The sequence below is a fragment of the Acidovorax sp. sic0104 genome (assembly GCF_019219095.1).
Taxonomy (GTDB): domain Bacteria; phylum Pseudomonadota; class Gammaproteobacteria; order Burkholderiales; family Burkholderiaceae_C; genus Acidovorax.
This window is the reverse complement of sequence record NZ_JAHUWH010000002.1, coordinates 158335-178966: the sequence shown is the minus strand read 5'-3', so window position 1 is coordinate 178966 and position 20632 is coordinate 158335. Positions and strand designations below refer to the sequence as shown.

The window sequence follows — 20632 nt, the reverse complement described above, 5'->3', positions numbered from 1 at the left end:
ATCGATCGGATGGAGACGGAAAAATCAGGAAACGTCGGGGCGGATGCCATAGCGCCGCAATGAAACGGACGCTCAGTACCGGGGAACGGACGGGTCGATCTCATGGGACCAGACCTCGATGCCGCCGGTGATGTTGGCCAGACGTTCGAAACCGTTGTGCTCCAGGAAGGCCGCTACGCGCAGGCTGCGGGCGCCGTGGTGGCACAGGCAGGCGATGGCGCGCGTGGGGTCGAGCTCGGACAGGCGAGACGGCAGCTCGCCCATGGGGATGGCGAGCAGCTCGAAGCCATCGGCGCGCACGCTGGCGGTTTGCAGCTCCCAGGGCTCGCGCACGTCCAGCACCAGGGGCCGGCCACCTTCAGGGGCAGAGGCGAACCAGGCAGACAGCTGGGCAGGGCGTACGTGATCGATCATGCAGGACTCCGAAGGACAGGTATCAACGAAACATCAGAACGTGAAGCCCGATGGCTCGGGGAAGCCGACCAGGCGCGGGGCGATGGTGTCCCAAGGCGATGTAGTCTCGAAGCGGTCGCCAGTGCGGCGCGTCAGGGTGAAGCGCATCACGGGCTCGCTGCCCACGATGGCGCCCAGCCGGCCGCCGTCGCGCAGTTGGGAGAGCAGGGCGGCGGGCACTTCGGCCACGGAGCCGCTGAGCACGATGACGTCGAAGGGGCCGTCGGGAATGGCATCGCGAGCGCCATCGGCCTGGCGCACGTCAGCGTTCTGGACGCCGGCGTCACGCAGGTTCTCGCGGGCCATGTCGGCCAGTTCGGCGTTGATCTCGAGCGACACCACGCGCTCGGCGCGGTGGGCCAGCAGGGCGGCCATGTAGCCCGAACCAGTGCCGATCTCCAGCACGCGGTCGGTGGGCTTGATCTGCAGATCCTGCAGGATCCGGGCTTCCACGCGGGGCTGCAGCATGCTGTGGCCCAGGCGCACGGCCTCTTCGGCGTCGTTGCCCAGCAGCGGCACCTCGATGTCCATGAATGCCATGCTGCTGTAGGCCGGCGGCACGAACTGTTCGCGGCGCACCACGGCCAGCAGCTCGAGCACGTCGAAGTCGAGCACGTTCCACGGACGGATCTGCTGCTCGATCATGTTGTAGCGGGCCTGGGCGACGGGGTCGCTGATGTTGGCGGAGGTGTTCAGGGGCATGTTCATGGGATTTCTCCGTGGGGCGAGTGCAGGGCCGATCGGGACGATCAGGACAAACCCTCGATTTTAGGGGGCGTTGCGCGCGCGCTGCCGAATTTGCGGCGTGCCCAGCCTGCCAGGTCGTCCATGTAGCAATAAACCACCGGCACCACCACCAGCGTGAGCAGCGATGAGGTGATGACGCCGCCGATCACCGCCTGACCCATGGGGGCGCGTTGCTCGGAGCCTTCGGACAGCGCAAACGCCAGTGGAACCATGCCGAAGATCATGGCCAGCGTGGTCATGAGGATGGGGCGCAGCCGCACGCGCGCGGCCAGCAGAAGCGCGTCCGCGCGGGGCAGGCCGGGCACGGTGCGGCCCTCGTCGTTCACGTGTTCCTCCCGGGCACGGATGGCAAAGTCCACCAGCAGGATGGCGTTCTTGGTCACCAGGCCCATCAGCATCACCACGCCGATGATGGAGAACATCGACAGCGTGGAGCGGAACATCAGGAGCGCCAGCACCACGCCGATCAGCGTGAGCGGCAGCGACGTCATGAGCGCCAGCGGCTGCAGAAAGCTCTTGAACTGGCTCGCCAGAATCATGTAGATGAAGATGATCGCCATGGCCAGGGCCGAGATGGCGTAGCCGAATGATTCGGCCATGTTCTTCGTGGAGCCGCCGAACTGGTAGCGGTATCCCGGCGGAAAGCTCACGCCCTCCAGCGCCTTCTTGATGTCATTCGACACCTCGCCGGCCGAGCGCTGCGACACGTTGGCGTTCACGGCCACCTCGCGGGTCAGGTCGCGCCGGTTGATCTGGTTGGCGCCGGTGGACTCGGTCACGCTGGCCACCTGGTTCAGGCGCACGATGCGCGTGGTGCCGTCGGCGTTCGACAGGGCGAACGGCAGGCGCTCCAGGTCCTGCGGGGCGGTGCGGGCCTCGGGGGCCAGGCGCACGTTCACGTCGTAGGTCTGGTCGTCCGGCGCGCGCCAGTTGCCCACGGTGGTGCCAGCCACCAGGGTGCGCAGCGAGGCCGCCATCTGTGCCACCGACAGGCCCAGGTCCGAGGCCGCGTCGCGCCGCACATCGAGCGCGATGACCGGCTTGTCGGGCTTGGCACTGGTGTCAAGGTCCACCAGGCCCGGGATGTCGCGGATCTTCTCGGTCACCACCTTGGTCAGGCGCTCCAGCTCCTTCAGGTCCGGGCCCTGCAGCGAGAACTCCACCTGCTTTTGGCCGCCCACCGCGTCCAGCAGGCCGACGTGGGTCACGGTGATGCCGGGCACGCTCTTGAGGCGCTCGCGCAGCACGTCGGACATCTGGTCCACGCTGCGGGTGCGGTCCTTGCGGTCCACCAGCCGCACGTAGATGTTGGCGTAGATCTTGCCCTGCGCGCTGCCGGTGTTGATGGTGGACAGCGTGTAGCGCACCTCGGGCATTTCGCGCAGGATGCCTTCCACTTGCCGTGCCTTGGCCTCGGTGGCTTCGAGCGATGAGCCGACCGGCGTGTAGAAGTTGAGCGAGGTTTCCGAGAAGTCGGCCTTGGGCACGAACTCGGTGCCCAAGAGCGGCACCATGAAGATGCTCAGCACGAAGATGGCCAGCGCGATGCCCATCGTGGCCAGCTTGTGCACCAGCGACCAGCGCAGGATGCGCTGGTAGCCCTCCGCCAGGGCGTCCGTGGCGCGGTCGAACCAGCCCGTGACGCGGCCGACGGTCTTGTCGTAGAAGGTGATGGGCACCGCCTTCTGGCCGTGGCTGTGGATGCTGGGGTCATGCCAGATGCTCGACAGCATCGGGTCGAGCGTGAAGCTCACGAACATCGAGATCATCACCGCCGCGACGATGGTGATGCCGAACTCGTGGAAGAACTTTCCGATGATGCCGCCCATGAAGCCGATGGGCATGAACACCGCCACGATGGACAGCGTGGTGGCCAGCACCGCCAGGCCGATCTCCTGCGTGCCGTCCATGGCGGCGGCATACGCACCCTTGCCCATCTGCACGTGGCGCACGATGTTCTCGCGCACCACGATGGCGTCGTCGATCAACAGGCCCACGCACAGGCTCAGAGCCATCAGCGTGATCATGTTGATGGTGAAGCCGAACATGTTCATGAACAGGAACGTGCCGATCAGAGCGATGGGCAAGGTGAGCCCGGTGATCACGGTGGAGCGCCAGGAGTTCAGGAACAGAAAGACGATCAGCACCGTGAGGATGGCGCCCTCGATCAGGGTCTGGCGCACGTTGTTCACCGCCACGCGGATGGGGCGGGCGCTGTCGCCGATGGTCTCCAGCCGCACGCCGGGGGGCAACTGGTTCTTCAGGTCGGCAACGGCAGCGTTCAGGCCGTCCACCACCTCGATCGTGTTCTCGCCTTGCGACTTCTGCACCGACAGCAGCAGCGTGCGGCGGCCGTTGTACAGGGCCAGGCTTTCTACTTCCTGGGCGCCATCGTTGACCCGGGCGACCTGGTCCAGCCGCACGGGGGCACCGTTCTTGCGGGCGACGATGATCTTGCCGAAGTCTTCGGGCCGCTGCATGCGGGCGTCGATCTGCACCACGCGGTCCTGCGCCAGCGAACGGATGGAGCCCACGGGCAGATCCTGGTTCTCGTTGCGCACGGCCTGGGCCACCTGGTCGGGCGTCACGCCGAAGGCTTCGAGCGCCTGCGGGTTCAGGTAGATGTTGATCTCGCGCTTGGTGGCGCCCACCAGGTTCACCGCGCCCACGCCGCGCACATTTTCCAGGCGCTTTTTCAGCACCTGCTCGGACCAGGTGGTCAGCTCCACGGCGCTGCGCTGCGTGCCGCCCGCCTTGTCATCCGGCAGCACGGCCAGCGACCACACGGCCCGGCTGGCCGGGTCAAAGCGCAGGACGCGTGGCTCCTTGACCTCGGTGCGCAACAGGGGGCGCACGGTGGCCACCTTCTCGCGCACATCCTCGGCGGCCTTGCGGCCGTCGATGTGCAGCTGGAACTCGATGATGACCACCGCGGTGCCTTCGTAGCTGCGCGAGGTCAGGGCGTTGATGCCGGCGATCGAGTTGACGCCTTCCTCGATCTTCTTGGTGACCTCGCTCTCCACGATCTCGGGCGATGCTCCGGGGTAGTCCACTGTGACCACAACCACCGGAAAGTCGATGTTGGGAAACTGGTCGACCTTCAGGCGCTGGTACGAGAACAAACCCAGCACCACGATGGCGAGCATCACCATGGTGGCGAACACAGGGTTCTTGAGGCTGACTTGGGTGAACCACATGGCAGTGCGGGCCGGTCAGGGGGCAGCGCGGGGCGCCGATGCGGACGCGCCCGCCGGGGCCGCTGCGGCAGTGGTCACCGCCGTGCCTTCACGCAGTTGCCCAATGCGCCCGTCGATCACCGGCGTGCCTTCTGCCACGCCCTGGACGGCGACCCAGGTCTGGCCGTTGACCACCGAGCGCGCGCCGGTCTTCACCTCTGCGTAGGCGATGCGGCCGTCCTTGACAGTCTGCAGGTAGGGCGCGGGCTTGTCGGTGCGCACGGCATCCAGCGGCACGGTCAGCACCTCGGCGCGGCCGGTGTCGAGGGTGCCCTGTACGAACAGGCCCTGGCGCAGCGGCGTGTCGCCCTCGGCCTGGTCCACCCGCAGGTAGACCGGCACGGTGCGGCTGCCGGCCTGCGCGCTGGGGTTGATGCGCGCCACGGTGGCGGGCACCGGGGTGGCCGTGCCGTCGACGGTCAGCAGCGCCTTCTGGCCCACGCGCACGGCCAGCGAATCGGCCGGGGTGAGCAGAGCTTCCAGCTCCAGGCGCGACAGGTCCACCACTTCGACGATGCGGGCGTCCACGGCCACGCGCTCGCCCGGCTGGGCCAGGCGCTGGGCCACCAGGCCGGTGATGGGACTCTTGAGCACGGTGTCGTCCAGCGACTTGCGCGCCACGTCGGCGGCCGATACGGCGGCCTGGTAGCTCGACTGCGCGGATTCGAGGCTGGCCTGCGACGTGACCAGCGCGGTGGGCGAGATGAAGCCCTGGTCCACCAGTGCGCGGTTATTGGTGTATTGGCGCTGGTTGATGTCCACTTGCGCCTTGGCCGCGTCGGCCTGCTGCTGCGCCTGTCGCAGGCGGGCCCGGGCCTCGGTGGGATCGATGCGGGCCACTTCCTGCCCGGCCTTGACGCTGTCGCCCTCGCGCAGGGTCAGGCCCTGAAGCTCGCCGCCCACGCGCGCCTTGACCATGGCCGATTCGACCGCGCGCAGCGAGCCGGACACCGGCACCCCGAGGGTCAGGTTCTGGCGCCGCACCTGGATGATCTCGTCGGCCGCCAGCTGCAGCGGTGCCTGCGCCTTCTGGGCCGATGCCTCGGCCAGCGCTTTTTGCTGGGCCTGGCGGGCCGCCATGGCGCGCCAGGCGCCCCCGCCGAGCAACACGACGACGACGGCTGCGGCCATCCAGGGAATCCAGCGTTTCATGGTCAGGTGCCGCGTGAGGAAGGGGAGGGGGCGGCAGGGGCCGGGCCATCAGCCCGCACCAGCAGCCCGTGGAGCACGTTGTCGATCTGCGCCTCGATGAATTTCTCGGGGTCCAGGTCCATGCCTTCGGGAATGCACACCGACACCGAGTGCTTCCACATCATGAGGAAGATCATCGGGGCCAGCACCACGTGCACGATGTAGTCCAGCGACACGGGGCGGAACTCGCCGCGCTCGATGCCACGCTCGATGATGCGGCGCACCAGCCCCTGACCGGGCAGGATTACCTCCTGCCGGTAGAACTGCATGATCTCCGGGAAGTTCTGCGCCTCGCTGAACATCAGCTTGGTGATGCCCGATGCCTTGGTGGAGCCGATGCGCTCCCACCACACCTGGTAGCAGTAGCGCAGCAGCTCGGTGGTGCTGCCCTCGAAGGTTTCGAGCTCCTGCGTCCACTCTTCGAAGCGGCCCGCGATGTTCTGGCGCACCACGGCCTTGAAGAGTTCTTCCTTGCTGGGGAAGTACAGAAACAGCGTGCCCTTGGACACCCCGGCCCGCGCGGCGACCTCGTCCACACGCGTGGCGGCAAAGCCTTTTTCGACAAAAAGGTCCAGCGCTGCCTCCAGCAATTCGCCGGGGCGGGCTTCCTTGCGGCGCGCGCGTTTGGTTCCGGCGGAAGGGGGTAGAGAGGCTGAGGTCAAAGGGGTTGTAGTTAATGACTGACTGGTTAGTAATGTAGCAAGGGTGTTTGCCGCAGTCAATTCGTTGGTGCCTGTCACGCCGTAAAACCGGCACGCAGGCGACACCTGCGGGTAAACCCCGAGCTTGCGGGTTTTGGGCCGCGAAGGCGCCCTGGCAGGGATGTTTGTCCAAGCCCCTTGGTGGTGCGTCGCACTTCCGAAGGCCCCGTGTTTGTGCAAAACCGTGCTCCAAAAAAGGGAGCGCATTGCGGGCTGTGGCTCTCTGGCGCAAATGTCCTTAAAACAGGACCAAAAGACCCCAAATGTCTTATTGACAGGACATTATCGATGCTTGACGATGAACCCCATGTCGCCCAAGCTGCCACTGCCCAAGTACCACCAGATCTACCTGGTGCTGCGCGAGCAATTGCAGGAGGGCCACTTCGCCGCGGGCCTGCCGGGCGAGCTGGCGCTGATGGCGCAGTTCTCCGTCGCTCGCGTCACCGTGCGCCGCGCGCTGGAGCTGCTGCAGGGCGAAGGCCTGATCTCGCGCCAGCCTGGGCGCGGCACCCGGCCCGTGCAACAACCCGACGCAGGGCAGGGCAGCGCGGACGGCTCCCCCCACAGCAACCGCGCGCAACTGACGGGCCTGCTCGAAAACCTGGTCAGCATGGGCCTGCGCACCTCGGTCAAGGTGCTCGATGTGGACACAGTGACGGCCTCTCGCGCCGTGGCCGGTGCGCTGCAGATCGCCGTGGGCGATTCGGTGCAGAAGGCGGTGCGGGTGCGCAGCACGCGCGAAGGCCCGCTGTCGCACATCACCACCTATGTGCCGGCCGACATCGCCCGCCAGTTCGGCCGGCGCGAGCTGGCCCGCAAGCCCATCCTGGTGCTGCTGGAGGAATCCGGCGTGAAGGTGGGCCGTGCCCACCAGACTATTTCCGCCAAGCTGGCCGATGCCGTCGTGGCCCGCCACCTGGATGTGGCCGTGGGCTCGGCCCTGCTGGCGGTGCGCCGCCTGATCCTGGACGACCAGGAGCGGCCCGTGCAATGGCTGCACGGCCTGTACCGGCCGGACCGCTACGAATACGAGATGCAGCTGTCGCGCGTCGGCAGCATCGACGCCAAGGTCTGGGTCAGCAAAGAGCTGTCCGCCCAGTTCCACTGATCACAACGACCGCCCCCCGACCCACCCCCCAAGGAGAAAGCCCATGAGTAACCGCCGCCATTTCCTATCCCAGTCGGCCGCCGCCGCATCGGCCCTGGCCTTCCCCCTGGTGGGCGGGGCGCAGGCCAAGGCCATCAAGGTGGGCGTGCTGCACCCGGTGACGGGCGCGCTGGCGTATTCGGGCCAGCAGTGCCGCGAGGGCGCGATGATGGCCATCGAGGACATCAACAAGGCCGGCGGCATCAAGTCCCTGGGCGGCGCCAAGCTCGAGGCCCTGCTGGGCGACGCGCAGTCGCAGCCCCAGGCCGGTGCGGCCGAGGTCGAGAAGATGAACGAGGCGGGCGTGTCCGCCGTGGTCGGCGCCTTCGCGTCGGCCATCTGCCTGGCCACCACGCAGGCCGCCGCCAAGTACAACCTGCCGCACATCGTGGACGTGGGCGTGGCCGACCAGATCGTGGAGCGGGGCCTCAAGAACACCTTCCGCTTCGGCCCCGGCTACAAGAAGTGCACCGAGACGGCCATGGCCAACCTGCACGTGCTCAACACCGCCGCCGGCAAGCCGGCCAAGACGGTGATGGTCATCCACGAGGAGTCGCTGTTCGGCTCCGGCACGGCGCAGCTGCTGTCGCGCGAGCTGCCTGGCTACGGCTACGAGGTCAAGGAAGTCGTCAAGCACGCCAACCCCACGCGCGACTTCAACAACATCGTGCTGCGCATGAAGGCGGTCAACCCCGATATCGTGATCCCCGCCAACTACTACAACGAGTACGCGCTGCTGGTGCGCACCATGCAGCAGCAAAAGGTCACGCCCAAGGCCATCTACTCGGTGCTGGGCGGCGCCGCGTCGAGCTACAAGTTCGTCAAGGAGTTTCCGGACGCGGCCAACGGCATCATCGACTGCAACCACTGGTTCAACCCCAAGGACAAGCGCGCGCAGGACCTCAAGAAACGCGTGGAGGCCAAGGGCCTGTTCTTCAGCTACGAGCTGTTCATGACCTACACGTCCATGTGGCTGCTGGCCGATGCCCTGGAGCGCGCCAAGTCCACGGACCGCGCCGCCCTCATTGACGCGCTGGAAAAGAGCACGTTTGCCGACCACATCATGCCGTACGGCCCCACCAAGTTCGTCGCCGGACAGAACCAGGGAGCCCAGCCACTCATGACCCAGGTGCTGAACAAGGACATCAAGGTCATCATCCCGCGCGACTACCGCGAAGCAGACCCGCTCTTCCCCTTGAAGGCCTGAGAAACCCACCTCCGGCCATGCCTGCAACGGCCAGCGCGGCGCCAGATCACCTGGCGCCAGGCCGCGCCTTTGCCTGAACAGCCGGACACACCACATCCATGTTCGATCTCAGCATCCTCTTCCCCTCGGTCCTGAACGGCCTGACGACCGGTGCGGTCTACGCACTGATCGCCCTGGGCCTGACCTTGATCTACGGCGTGCTGCACATCATCAACTTCGCGCACGGCGCGTCGCTGATGCTGGCGCTGTATGCCGTCTACCTGCTCAAGCAGCACTGGGGAATCGACCCCTACCTGGCGCTGCCCATCCTCGTGCCCGGCATGTTCGCCCTGGGCTACGTGCTGCAGCGCCTGGTCATCAACCGCGCCAGCCATGGCAAGGACGAGAACATCCTGCTCGTCACGCTGGGCATCTCCATCGTCATGGAGAACCTCGCGCTGCTGTTCTTCAAGTCCGACACGCGCACCATCGAGACCCCCTACACCCTCACCACCGTGGCCATCGGCCCGGCGATGATCGCGCTGCCCAAGCTCGTGTCGTTCGCGGGCGCCCTGGTCGTTTCGGGCCTGCTGCTGTGGATCGTGGGGCGCACCGACCTGGGCCGGGCCATCCGCGCGGTGGCGCGCGAGAAGCACGGCGCCAAGCTCATGGGCATCCATGTGGACCATGTCTACGCCATGAGCTTCGGCATCGGCCTGGCCTGCCTGGGCGCGGCCGCGTGCTTTCTGCTGCCGGCCTACTACGTCAACCCGCAGGTGGGCAGCGGCTTCGTGCTGGTGGCCTTCACCATCGTCGTGCTCGGCGGCATGGGCAGTTTTGCCGGCGCGCTGGTCGGCGGGCTGCTGATCGGCGTGGTGGAGTCGCTCGGCGGCCTGTACCTGGGCGAATCGCTGGGGCAGATCGGCATCTTCGCCATCTTTATCGCCGTGCTGCTGTTTCGCCCGCAGGGCCTGTTTGGAGCCCGTCAATGAAGCAGCTCGCATCCATCGCTCTCTTCGCGCTGGCCGTGTCGGCCATCACCTTCGCGTCCGACTCCGGCGTGTTGCTCAACTTCATCATGATGTCCCTGTACGCGGCGCTACTGGCCCAGGCCTGGAACATCCTGGGCGGCTTCGGCGGGCAGTTCTCGTTCGGCCATGCGCTGTTCTTCGGCACGGGCGCCTACATCCAGGCCATTGCGCAGATGCAGGGCGGCATCAACGCCTGGGTGGCGCTGCCCCTGGCCGTGGGCGGCAGCGCGCTGGTGGGGCTGTTCGTGGGCGGGCTGTCGTTCCGCTACGGGCTCAAGGGCTCGTACTTTGCGCTGGTCACCCTGGCGTTTGCCGAGGTGTTCCGCATCCTGGCGCTGTCGGTGCCCTTCACCGGCGCGGGCGTGGGCCTGATGCTGCCGCTCAAGGAATCGGTGGCCAACATGCAGTTCGGCTCGCGCAAGGGCTATGTCTTCCTGATCCTGGCGCTGGTCACGCTGGCGCTGCTGGCCAGCTGGTGGCTCAAGAACTCGCGCTTCGGCGCCTGGCTGCAGGCCGTGCGCGACAACGAGGACGCGGCCCGCGCCGTGGGCGTCAACCCCTTCGGCGTGAAGATGGGCGCCATTGCCCTGTCGGGTGGCTTCATGGGCGCGGCCGGGGCCTTCTATGTGCAGGTGTTCCAGTACATCGACCCCGCCATCGCCTACGGATCGCTCACATCGGTGGAGGCCCTGGTGGCGGCCATCGTGGGCGGCATCGGAACCATCTGGGGGCCTGTGCTGGGCGCCCTGGTGCTGCATGTGCTGGCCGACCTCACGCGCAACCTGTTCGGCCAGTTGCCCGGCATCAACATGGTGATCTACGGGGTGGTGCTGGTGGTCATCGTCATGTTCCTCCCGCGCGGCATCGCGGGTCTGGGGCAGTCGGTGGTGCATCTGTGGAAACGATCGGGAGGCCGCCATGGCCAATGACCTGCTGACTCTGACGGGGCTGGGCAAATCCTTCGGCGGCCTGAAGGCCGTGCAGAACGTGAGCCTCACGGTACCCGAAGGCTCGCTCACCGCGCTGATCGGACCCAATGGCGCCGGCAAGACCACGCTGTTCGCGCTGATGACCGGATTCGTAAAGCCCGATGCTGGCACGGTGCAGTTCGCGGGGCGCGACATCACAGGCCAGGCGCCGCACCTCAATGCCCGCCTGGGCATGGCGCGCACCTTCCAGATCGTGCAGCCCTTTGCCGCCCAGACAGTGCGCGAGAACATCGCCGTGGGCGCCCATCTGCACGAGCCGCGCCGCGCGGCAGCGCTGGCGCTGGCCACCGAGGTGGCGGCGCGCGTGGGTTTGTCGGCGCAGCTCGACAAACCCGCATCCGACCTGACCGTGGCAGGCCGCAAGCGGCTGGAGCTGGCGCGCGCGCTGGCCACCCGGCCGCGCCTCTTGCTGCTTGACGAGGTGCTGGCCGGCCTCAACCCCCAGGAGATTGCCGAGATGATTCCCGTGGTGCGCGGCATCGCCCAGGGCGGCGTGACGGTGCTGATGATCGAGCACGTGATGCAGGCCGTGATGAACCTCGCCGAGCACGTGTGGGTGCTGGCCCAAGGCCAGTTGATCGCCGAGGGCAACCCCGGCAAGGTCACGTCCGACGAGCGGGTGATCGAAGCCTACCTGGGCCACGGCACCGCAGCCCGCCTGCGCGCCGCCGCTGCCTCCTCCTCCTCCTCCTCGAAGGAGGCCGCATGAGCACGGGCCCACTGCTGGATATCGAGGGCCTGCGCGGCGGCTATGGCCGCGTGGAGGTGCTGCGCGGGGTGGACCTGCAGGTGAACCCTGGCGAAACCGTGGCCCTGCTGGGCAGCAACGGCGCGGGCAAGTCCACGCTCAACAACGTGGTCTGCGGCATCTACCCGGCCTGGGCCGGGCGCGTGGCGTTTGGCGGTGCCGACCTGAGCGGCGCGCACTACACCGAGGTCGTCAAGGCCGGGCTGATCCAGGTGCCCGAGGGGCGCAAGATCTTCCCGAACCTGAGCGTGCTGGAAAACCTGACGCTCGGCAGCTTCTCGCGCGCCCGGGAGCGCCGCGCCGAAAACATCGACAAGGTGTTCGCCACCTTCCCGCGGCTGAAGGAGCGCACCGCACAGCTGGCCGGCACCATGAGCGGCGGCGAGCAGCAGATGCTGGCCATCGGCCGCGGCCTCATGGCCGAGCCGCGCCTGTTGATCCTGGACGAGCCCTCGCTGGGCCTGTCGCCCCTGCTGGTCGAAGAAATGTTCGGCCTGATCCGCCAGTTGCGCGCCACGGGCCTGGCGGTGCTGCTGGTCGAGCAGAACGTGGGCCAGTCGCTGGAGATCGCCGACCGCGCCTACGTGATGGAGAACGGGAGCATCCGCTTTGCCGGCGCCCCCAACGAACTGCTGCGCAGCGACGAACTGCGCCGGGCCTACCTGGGCCTTTGAGAAGGAGACACACACATGACGATTCCACGCCGAAACCTGCTGCTGGCCTTGCCCGCAGTGCTTCCGCTTGGGCGGGCCCTGGCCCAGGGCAATGCCCCCATCCGCATCCTGGTGGGCGCGCCTGCCGGCGGCTCCACCGACACGCTGGCGCGCAATCTGGCCACCGAGATGGGCCGCCAGCTCGGCCGCACCGTGGTGGTGGAAAACCGCCCCGGCGCGGGTGGCAACATCGCGGCCGACGCGGTGGCCAAGGCCGCGCCGGACGGCAACACGCTGCTGATGAGCTTCACAAGCCACGCCATCAACGCCAGCCTCTACCCGTCGCTGCCGTTCGACCCCATCAAGGACTTCACCCCGCTGACCTGCGTGGCGACCTCGCCGTCCATCCTGGTGGCCAACCCCGCGGTGCAGGCCAAGGATGTGCGCGAGCTGATCGCGCTGGCCAAGGCCAGGCCGGGCCAGCTCAACTTCGCCATCGGCGCCGTGGGCTCATCGCTGCACCTGGCGGGCGACGCTTTCAAGATGCAGTCGGGCGCCTACATCGTCAACATCCCGTACCGCGGAACCGCGCCCGCGCTGCAGGACGTGCTGGCAGGACAGGTGGAGCTGATGTTCGCCGCCGTGGGCAATGCCCAGTCGCAGATCCGCGCGGGCAAACTCAAGGCGCTGGGCGTGACCAGCGCCAAGCGGCTGCCGGCCTTTCCGGACGTGCCGGCCATCGCCGAAGTGCTGCCGGGCTACGAGTCCAGCGCCTGGTTCGGCCTGTTCGGCCCTGGCAACATGAACCCCGAGCTCGCCAAGAAGTTGAGCGACGCCGCCCGCCAGGCCATTGCCACGCCCGAGGTCAAAAAGCGCCTGGAGACTGAAGGCGCCGTGCCCGTGGGCAACAGCCCTGAAGAATTCGCGCGCTTCGTGCAGGCCGAGATCCCGCGCTGGGCCAAGGTCGTGCGTTTTGCCGGAGCCAAGCCCGAATGACCACCGCCCCCAGTACCCTGGCGCAGAAGCTGGTGGCACGCGCCAGCGGCCGCAGCACTGTCACGCCCGGGGAGATCGTCAATTGCCAGGTCGACCTGGCCATGTTCCACGACTCGTCGGGTCCCCGGCGCCTCAAGCCCATGCTCGACGAGCTGGGCGCGAGCATCTGGGACAAGTCCCGCGTGGTGCTGGTCATGGACCACTACCTGCCCGAGCGCGATGACGAATCGCGCCGCATCGTGCGTATCGCCCGCGACTGGGCCAAGGAGCAGGCACTGCCCCATGTCTACGACGGCCAGGGCATCTGCCATGTGGTGGTGCCGCAGCACGGCCACATCCGCCCGGGCATGTTCTGCGTGGGGGGCGACTCGCACTCGCCCACCGGCGGGGCGTTTGGTGCCTACATGTTCGGCATCGGCAGCACCGAGATGCTGGGCGTGGTGGTCACCGGCGAGATCTGGCTGCGCGTGCCCCACACCCTGCAGATGCACTGGAGCGGGCGCCTGGCTGCCGGCGTGACCGCCAAGGACATGATGCTGCACATGATCGGCCGCTTCGGCATGAACGGCGGCCAGTACCAGGCTGTGGAGCTTGCCGGGCCTGCGGTACAGGCCCTGTCGATGCAGGAGCGCATGACCCTCTCCAACATGAGCGCCGAGTTGGGCGCGCAGGCCGGCCTGATCGCACCCGACGCGACCACGCACGACTGGCTGGCCGTCCACGGCGTGCCTGAGGCCGACCTGCAGGGGCTGGACGCCTGGGTGACCGACTCCGGCGCGCCGCTCACCCGCCACGACTTCGACGCCGACGCCCTGGCACCCCAGGTGGCCGCACCCCACAGCCCTGCCAATACCGGTGCCGTGGACCAGCATGCGGGCACACGCATCGACGTGGCCTACATCGGCGCCTGCACCGGCGCCAAGCTCGACGACCTGCGCGCCGCCGCCAGCGTGCTGCGCGGCCACCGCGTGGCCCGCGGCGTGCGCCTTATGGTGGCGCCCGCCAGTCAGCAGGACCAGGCTGCGGCCCGCGCCGAAGGGGTGCTGCAGGTGCTGGAGGACGCGGGGGCCGAGCTGTTCCCCACCACCTGCGGCGCCTGCGCCGGCTATGGCGATACGGTGGGCGACGGCACCACCGTCATCTCCAGCACGGCGCGCAACTTCAAGGGCCGCATGGGCTCGTCCACGGCGCAGGTGTACCTGGCCTCGCCCTACACCGTGGCCGCTTCGGCCCTGCAGGGGCACATTGCCGACCCGCGCGAGGTGCTGGCATGAGCAGCGCACCACACAGGGTCTGGAAGCTGGGCGCCGACATCGACACGGATGTGCTGGCCCCCGGCCACGCGATGAAGCACGGCATCGACGTGCTGGCCCGCCACTGCCTCGAATCGGTACGCCCGGACTTCGTGGGCGGCGTGCGCCAGGGCGATGTGATCGTGGCCGGCCCCAACTTCGGCATCGGTTCGTCGCGCGAGCAGGCCGCGGCCGTGCTGGTGCGGCTGGGTGTCGTGGCGGTCATCGCACCGTCGTTCAGCGGCCTGTACTTTCGCAATGCCTTCAACCTGGGTTTGCTGCTGTTGACATGCCCCAGGGCCGGCGAGGTGGCCGAGGGCGAGCAGGTCGCCCTGGACTGGCAGGCCCCGGCCTTGATCACTGCGGCTGGCGCGCCCCTGGCGTGCGAGCCGATTCCCCCATTTCTCATGGACATGGTGCGCGCTGGCGGATTGATGAACCAGCTGCGAACCCGTTTTGGCAAGGAGGCCATTCATGGCTGACAACAAGGTAGCAGCATCATCATCGATGGACCCGGTCACGCTGGCCGTGCTGCGTGGGCGGCTGGAGCAGGTGGCCGACGAAATGGATGCCACGCTGTACCGCAGCGCGTTCAACCCCATCATCGCCGAGGCGCACGATGCCTGCCACGGCCTGTACGACGCGGTCAGCGGCGACACCCTGGTGCAGGGCAAGTCGGGCCTGCCGGTGTTCGTGGGTGCCATGGCCTTTGCAGTGCGCGCGGCCATGCGCATCGCTGCCGAGCGTGGCGGCATGGTGCAGGGCGACACCTGGCTGTTCAACGACCCGTACGAGGGCGGCACGCACGCCAACGACTTCAAGCTGGTGCGACCGTTCTTTCGCGACGGCCGGCTGTACTGCTTTCTCGCGTCGGCCGCGCACTGGCACGACGTGGGTGGCAATGTGCCCGGCAACTACAACCCCGCCGCCACCGAGTGCTGGCAGGAGGCCGTGCAGATTCCACCCGTGCGCATCGTGCGCGGCGGTGCGCTGGACGAGGACGTGCTGGCCATCCTGAAAGCCAACACCCGCCTGCCCGACAGCCTGTGGGGCGACCTGAATGGACAGCTCTCCGCGCTGGACCTGGGCGAGCACCGCCTGAACGACCTGCTGGACCAGTATGGCGACGCCGTGGTGCTGCAGGCCATGGGCGAGCTGCGCATGCGCGCCGTCAAGCTCATGCGCTCGCACATCGCGGCGCTGCCCGATGGGCGCTACAGCTTCAGCGACATGCTGGACAACGACGGCGTGAAGGACGAGGCGCTGACCATCGCCCTGGACATGACGGTGGCAGGCGACCGCCTCACGCTCGACTTCTCGCGCACCTCGCCGCAGTGCGCGGGGCCGGTGAACATCTCGCGCGCCACGGCCATCGCGGCCTGCTACGTGGCGCTCAAGCACTTGTTTCCCGACGTGCCTGCCAATGCCGGCGTGCTCGACGCGGTGGACTTCGTGCTGCCGGACGGCCTGGTGATCAGCGCGGCGCGGCCGCGCCCGGTGGGTGGCTACACCGAGACCATCCTGCGCATGATCGACGTGATCTTCAGCGCCACGGCCCTGGCCGCGCCCGAGCGCGCCATGGCCCAGGCCTACGGCACCATCAATGCGCTGTCCATCGCCGGGCACCGCACCGACGCGGCGCGCAAGGGCCAGCGGTGGGTGATGTTCAGCTTCTTCGGCGGCGGCCACGGCGGGCATTCCGATGGCGACGGCATGAGCCACGGCAATGCGCCCATCTCCACGGCGACCATCCCGCCGCTCGAAATTCTGGAGGCTGCCTACCCCGTGCGCTTCACAGAGTGGGCGCTGCGCCCCGGCTCGGGCGGCGACGGCCAGCACCGCGGTGGCCTGGGCGCCATCTACGAGATCGAGCTGCTGGAGCAGGACGCCGAAGTCTTCATCTTCGGCGAGCGCGGCAAGGCCGCACCGCAGGGCATCGCCGGAGGCGGAGAGGCCGCGATGAACGTCTTCAGCTACGAGAACGCGGGCGAGTGGAAGACGCCGCCCATGCGCTCCAAGATGATCGGCATCCAGCTGAAAAAAGGCGAGCGTGTGCGGCTGGAAACACCCGGCGGCGGCGGCTACGGGTCCCCGTCGGCGCGGGCCGCAGCAGCGCGCCAGAGCGACGAGGCGATGGGTTATGTGGTGGCGGACAACAGCGCAGCAGCAGTGAAAGGCGCAGCAGCATGAGCGGCAAGGCTTCCTTTGTGGTGGGTGTGGATGTGGGTGGCACCTTCACCGATCTTTTTGTGCTCGACGAAGCGGACGGCAGCGCCCGCATCGTCAAGGTGCCCTCCACCCGGGGGGAAGAAGCGCGCGGCTTCATGAACGGCGTGGCGCGCGTGGCGGATTCGGCGGGCGCCATCGCCACCATCGTGCACGGCACCACGGTGGGCACCAATGCGCTGCTGGAGCGCAAGGTTGCGCGCACCGGCATCATCACCACGCGCGGTTTTCGCGATGTGCTGGAGATGCGCCGCCGCGACCGGCCCCAGACCTGGGGCCTGCGCGGCAGCTTCGAGCCCATCGTGCCGCGCGACCTGCGCCTGGAGGTGGACGAGCGTGTGCTCGCCGATGGATCGGTGCACACACCGGTCGATCTGGAGCAGGTGAAAGCCCAGGCCCAGGCCTTGCTGGACGCGGGCTGCGAGGCCGTGTGCGTTTTCTTCATCAACACCTACGCCAACCCTGCCAACGAGCAGGCGGCCGTGGCCGCCGTGCGCAGCCTGTGGCCCAACCCGCACGTGACCGCGGCCAGTGAGGTGCTGCCCGAGATCCGCGAGTTCGAACGCTGCTCCACCGCCACGCTCAATGCCGCCCTGCAACCCGTGGTGGGCAGCTACCTGGAGCGGCTGGAGGGCGACCTGCGCACCCAAGGCTTTGGCGGCGAGCTGCTCATCGTGCAGAGCAACGGCGGCGTGATGTCGCGCCAGACGGCTTGCGACGTGCCGGTGCGCACCGCGCTGTCGGGTCCGGCGGCGGGCGTGATTGCCTGCGCAGCGATTGCACGGGCGGCGGGTTTCCCCGACGTGATCACGGGCGACATGGGCGGCACCTCGTTCGACGTGTCGCTGGTGGCCAAGGGCGAAGCGGCGCTGGCTGCACAAACGGCCATTGAGTTCGGCATGGTGGTGCGTTCGCCCATGATCCAGATCGAGACCATCGGTGCGGGTGGCGGCTCCATCGCCTCGGTGGACGCCGGCGGCATGCTGCAGGTCGGCCCCGAGTCGGCGGGCAGCATTCCTGGCCCGGCCTGCTACGGACGGGGCAACACCCGCCCCACGGTGACGGATGCCAACGTATTGCTGGGTCGCATCGCCGCCGACCGCCCCCTGGGCGGTGGTCTGCTGGCCGCGATGGATGCGCAAAAGTCGCGCGACGCCATCGAGACCCATGTCGCCAAGCCCCTGAGCCTGGACGTGATGGCGGCGGCCGAAGCCATCCTCACGGTCGCCAACGCCAAGATGGCCGGCGCCGTGCGGGTGGTTTCCATCGAGCGCGGGCACGACCCGCGCCAGTTCGCGTACATGCCGTTCGGCGGTGGCGGCGCCCTGCACGTGTGCGCCATGATGCGCGAGGTGGGCGTGGGCACGGGCATCGTGCCGCGCTACCCCGGCGTCACCTCGGCCCTGGGCTGCGTGATGGCCGACATGCGCCATGACGCTGTGCAGACCCTGAACAAACCCCTGGCCGAGCTGGACGTGGCCGACCTGCACGAGCGCGTGCAGGCCTTGTCGGCTGCCTGCCAGCAGCGCCTGGACTCGGCGGGCGTGCAGTTCGTGCAGGTGCAGGAAATCATCGCGCTGGACATGCTCTACGCCGGGCAGACGCACACCGTGCAGGTGCCGCTGGCGGCGCAGGCACTGAGCCGCGAAGGCATCCAGGCCGCTTTCGAGGCCGCCTACCGCGCCGCCTTCGGCCGGGTGCTCGACGGCATTGCCGTGCGGGTGATGAACCTGCGCTACGCCCGCGTCGGCGTGCGCCCCAAATTCGACCTGACGGTGCTGGCACCGCAGTCGACCACGCTGAACCCCTCGCTGGGCGTGCAGCGCGTGTTCCATGCTGGCCAGTGGTGGGACGCGGCGCGCCATGCGCGGCTGGACCTGCCCGTGGGCACCCGCATCGACGGCCCCGCCATCCTGGAGCAGCCCGACACCACGGTGTGGCTGGAGCCGGGCTTTCACGCCACGGTGGACATGCTGGGCAACCTGATGGTGCGTGCAGCATGAGCCATAACGCCAACGCACCGTTGAACCTGCGCCGCACGGCCCTGGTCATCATCGACCTGCAGGACGACTTCCTCGCGCCCGAGGGCGCCTATGCCCGGGGCGGCGCGGTGAGCGCTGCAGCCCAGGCGCTGCCGCCGCGCGTGGCCGCCGTGGCCCGGGCGTTGAAGGCTGCGGGCGGCATGGTGGTGGGCAGCCAGTTCACCCTGTGGCCCGACGCGCAGGGCGAGCCCATGATCTCGCCGCACCTCAAGACCCTGCGCCCGTTCCTGCGGCGGGGCGACTTCGCGCCCGGCAGCGCAGGACAGGCGATGGTGTCCGACATTGCGCCGTGGGTGGATGTGGCGGTGTGCAAGGTGGCGTACTCGGCCTTCTTCAACACCCAGCTCGACTGGGTGCTGCGCCGCGCGGGCATCGACACCGTGGCCGTGTGCGGCATCGTCACGAACGGCGGCGTGGCCAGCACGGTGCGCGACGCCCACATGCGCGACTACCGCACCCTGGTGCTGTCCGACGGCTGCGCCGCCTTCCGCCAGGAAGTGCACGACACCGCGCTGGCGGACATGGCCACCGTGGCGCAGGTGCTCAGCTGTGCAGACTTCACGGCTGCGCTGGCCGGCGGTACGCCATGACGGGCACGCTGCCGACCATCCGCCACGCCGACAGCATGCCGGCGGCCGCGCGGGACAACCATGTGCCTGTGGCCATCGTGGGCGGTGGTGCCTGCGGCCTGACCGCTGCGCTGATGCTGCACGACCTGGGGGTGGACTGCGCCGTGCTGGAGCGCGACGCCACGCCCACGGGCTCGTCGGCACTGTCCTCGGGCTTCATCCCGGCGCCGGCCACGCGGGTCCAGAAGGAGTTGGGCATAGACGACAGCCCCGAGCGCTTTGCGGCCGACATCACCGCCAAGGCCAAGGGCAGGGCGGCGCCGCACCTGGTGCAGGCCTACGCCCGTGCCATCGGGCCAGCGCTGGATGCCCTGCAGGACCGCCACGGGCTGGAGTGGCAGGTGCTCGATGGATTCTTGTACCCCGGCCACAGCGTGCGCCGCATGCACGCGGTGCCAGAGAAGACCGGCACGGGCCTGATGGGCCGGCTGGCCAATGCGATGGCAGCGGCCGAGATTCCGCTGGTGGCCGATGCCACCGTGCGCGAGCTCTGGGCTGACGACACCGGCCTCGTGATCGGCGTGGGCTACGAGCGGCCGGACGGTACGCTGGAGCACCTGTCGTGCGATGCGGTCATCCTGGCCTGCAACGGCTTCGGCGGCAATGCCGCCATGGTGCGCGAACTGTTGCCCGAAATGCGCGACGCCCTGTTCGCCGGGCACACCGGCAACGATGGCAGCGCCATCGCCTGGGGCCGCGCACTGGGCGCGCGGCTGGCGGACCTGGGCGGCTACCAGGGCCACGGATCATGGGCCATACCGCAGGGCGCGCTGATCTCGTGGGCGCTCATGATGGAAGGCGGCATGCAGGTCAACGCGCAGGGCCGGCGCTTTCATGACGAGACGCAGGGCTACTCCGAGGCCTCGGTGCATGTGCTGGCCCAGCCGGGCGGCGTGGCGTGGAATGTGTTCGATGCGCCCCTCCTGGCGCTGGCGCGCGGTTTTCCGGACTTTGTGGATGCAGAAGCGGCGGGCGCCGTGAAGCATTGCGACAGCGTGCAGGCGCTGGCAACGTTGATCGGCTGCGACGACACCGCACTGGCGGCCACGCTGGCCGGGCAGGGGCCTTGTCCACGGCCTGGCACGCGTGCGCTGCAGGCGCCGTTTTGCGCGGTGAAGGTCACCGGCGCGCTGTTCCATACCCAGGGCGGACTCGACATCGATGCGCAGTGCCGCGTGCTGGACACCCAGGGCCGCGCGTTTCCCAACCTGCTGGCCGCGGGCGGCGCGGCGCGGGGTGTCTCGGGCGATGCCGTCTGGGGTTACCTCTCGGGCAACGGCCTGCTGAGCGCAGTGGCCGGCGGCTACCTGGCGGCCTGCACCGCCGCCCATCTGCTTCGTCCCCCAACGGGTTCCACTCCATGAC

18 protein-coding genes are annotated in these 20632 nt (G+C 68.4%); 13 read left to right on the top strand and 5 right to left on the bottom strand.

Annotated features, from left to right (window positions below; genetic code table 11):
• Nucleotides 1–72: 72 nt before the first annotated feature.
• Genes KW835_RS04990 through KW835_RS04970 form a run of 5 tightly spaced genes read right to left on the bottom strand, consistent with a single transcriptional unit; the run spans nt 73 to nt 6289 of the window.
• Nucleotides 73–414, bottom strand: coding sequence for a rhodanese-like domain-containing protein (locus tag KW835_RS04990; protein ID WP_218381202.1), 342 nt, complete (start codon nt 412–414; stop codon nt 73–75).
• Nucleotides 415–447: 33 nt separating this feature from the next.
• On the bottom strand, nt 448–1161 hold the full coding sequence (locus KW835_RS04985; RefSeq protein WP_218381201.1) for a protein-L-isoaspartate O-methyltransferase: 714 nt from the start codon (nt 1159–1161) through the stop codon (nt 448–450).
• 41 nt (nt 1162–1202) lie between these two features.
• The gene (locus KW835_RS04980; protein WP_218381200.1) at nt 1203–4397 is read right to left on the bottom strand and encodes an efflux RND transporter permease subunit; all 3195 of its coding nucleotides are present in this window, start codon (nt 4395–4397) and stop codon (nt 1203–1205) included.
• Nucleotides 4398–4412: 15 nt separating this feature from the next.
• Nucleotides 4413–5588, bottom strand: coding sequence for an efflux RND transporter periplasmic adaptor subunit (locus KW835_RS04975; RefSeq protein ID WP_218381199.1), 1176 nt, complete (start codon nt 5586–5588; stop codon nt 4413–4415).
• Nucleotides 5589–5590: 2 nt separating this feature from the next.
• On the bottom strand, nt 5591–6289 hold the full coding sequence (locus tag KW835_RS04970) for a TetR/AcrR family transcriptional regulator (protein WP_218381198.1): 699 nt from the start codon (nt 6287–6289) through the stop codon (nt 5591–5593).
• 346 nt (nt 6290–6635) lie between these two features.
• Between KW835_RS04970 and KW835_RS04965 the strand changes: the two genes are divergently transcribed.
• From KW835_RS04965 to KW835_RS04905, 13 genes are all read left to right on the top strand, one after another.
• Nucleotides 6636–7436 carry a GntR family transcriptional regulator gene (locus tag KW835_RS04965; protein WP_218381531.1) on the top strand — a complete coding sequence of 267 codons (801 nt, stop codon included), beginning with the start codon at nt 6636–6638 and terminating at the stop codon, nt 7434–7436.
• A 43-nt stretch (nt 7437–7479) separates the two neighbouring features.
• Nucleotides 7480–8682 (top strand): ABC transporter substrate-binding protein, encoded by a 1203-nt coding sequence (locus tag KW835_RS04960; RefSeq protein ID WP_218381197.1) that lies wholly within the window; start codon nt 7480–7482, stop codon nt 8680–8682.
• 98 nt (nt 8683–8780) lie between these two features.
• Nucleotides 8781–9653 (top strand): branched-chain amino acid ABC transporter permease, encoded by an 873-nt coding sequence (locus KW835_RS04955; protein WP_218381196.1) that lies wholly within the window; start codon nt 8781–8783, stop codon nt 9651–9653.
• Complete coding sequence (locus tag KW835_RS04950) at nt 9650–10621, top strand: branched-chain amino acid ABC transporter permease (protein WP_218381195.1); 972 nt, start codon at nt 9650–9652, stop codon at nt 10619–10621. The genes KW835_RS04955 and KW835_RS04950 overlap by 4 nt, the downstream gene beginning before the upstream one ends.
• A complete protein-coding gene (locus KW835_RS04945; RefSeq protein WP_218381194.1) occupies nt 10611–11390 on the top strand; it encodes an ABC transporter ATP-binding protein in 780 nt (259 codons plus the stop codon). The genes KW835_RS04950 and KW835_RS04945 overlap by 11 nt, the downstream gene beginning before the upstream one ends.
• A complete protein-coding gene (locus KW835_RS04940) occupies nt 11387–12103 on the top strand; it encodes an ABC transporter ATP-binding protein (protein WP_218381193.1) in 717 nt (238 codons plus the stop codon). Before KW835_RS04945 ends, KW835_RS04940 begins: the two co-directional genes overlap by 4 nt.
• A gap of 15 nt (nt 12104–12118) precedes the next feature.
• Nucleotides 12119–13078, top strand: coding sequence for a tripartite tricarboxylate transporter substrate binding protein (locus tag KW835_RS04935; protein ID WP_218381192.1), 960 nt, complete (start codon nt 12119–12121; stop codon nt 13076–13078).
• The gene (locus tag KW835_RS04930; RefSeq protein WP_218381191.1) at nt 13075–14352 is read left to right on the top strand and encodes a 3-isopropylmalate dehydratase large subunit; all 1278 of its coding nucleotides are present in this window, start codon (nt 13075–13077) and stop codon (nt 14350–14352) included. Before KW835_RS04935 ends, KW835_RS04930 begins: the two co-directional genes overlap by 4 nt.
• Nucleotides 14349–14852: a 3-isopropylmalate dehydratase gene (locus KW835_RS04925; RefSeq protein ID WP_218381190.1), complete on the top strand. Its 504-nt coding sequence runs from the start codon at nt 14349–14351 to the stop codon at nt 14850–14852. Before KW835_RS04930 ends, KW835_RS04925 begins: the two co-directional genes overlap by 4 nt.
• Nucleotides 14845–16560 carry a hydantoinase B/oxoprolinase family protein gene (locus KW835_RS04920; RefSeq protein WP_218381189.1) on the top strand — a complete coding sequence of 572 codons (1716 nt, stop codon included), beginning with the start codon at nt 14845–14847 and terminating at the stop codon, nt 16558–16560. The genes KW835_RS04925 and KW835_RS04920 overlap by 8 nt, the downstream gene beginning before the upstream one ends.
• Entirely contained in the window at nt 16557–18599 is a 2043-nt protein-coding gene (locus KW835_RS04915) for a hydantoinase/oxoprolinase family protein (protein ID WP_218381188.1), read from the top strand. The genes KW835_RS04920 and KW835_RS04915 overlap by 4 nt, the downstream gene beginning before the upstream one ends.
• Nucleotides 18596–19228 carry a cysteine hydrolase family protein gene (locus tag KW835_RS04910; RefSeq protein ID WP_218381187.1) on the top strand — a complete coding sequence of 211 codons (633 nt, stop codon included), beginning with the start codon at nt 18596–18598 and terminating at the stop codon, nt 19226–19228. Before KW835_RS04915 ends, KW835_RS04910 begins: the two co-directional genes overlap by 4 nt.
• The gene (locus tag KW835_RS04905; RefSeq protein WP_218381186.1) at nt 19225–20631 is read left to right on the top strand and encodes an FAD-dependent oxidoreductase; all 1407 of its coding nucleotides are present in this window, start codon (nt 19225–19227) and stop codon (nt 20629–20631) included. Before KW835_RS04910 ends, KW835_RS04905 begins: the two co-directional genes overlap by 4 nt.
• Nucleotide 20632 lies beyond the last annotated feature (1 nt).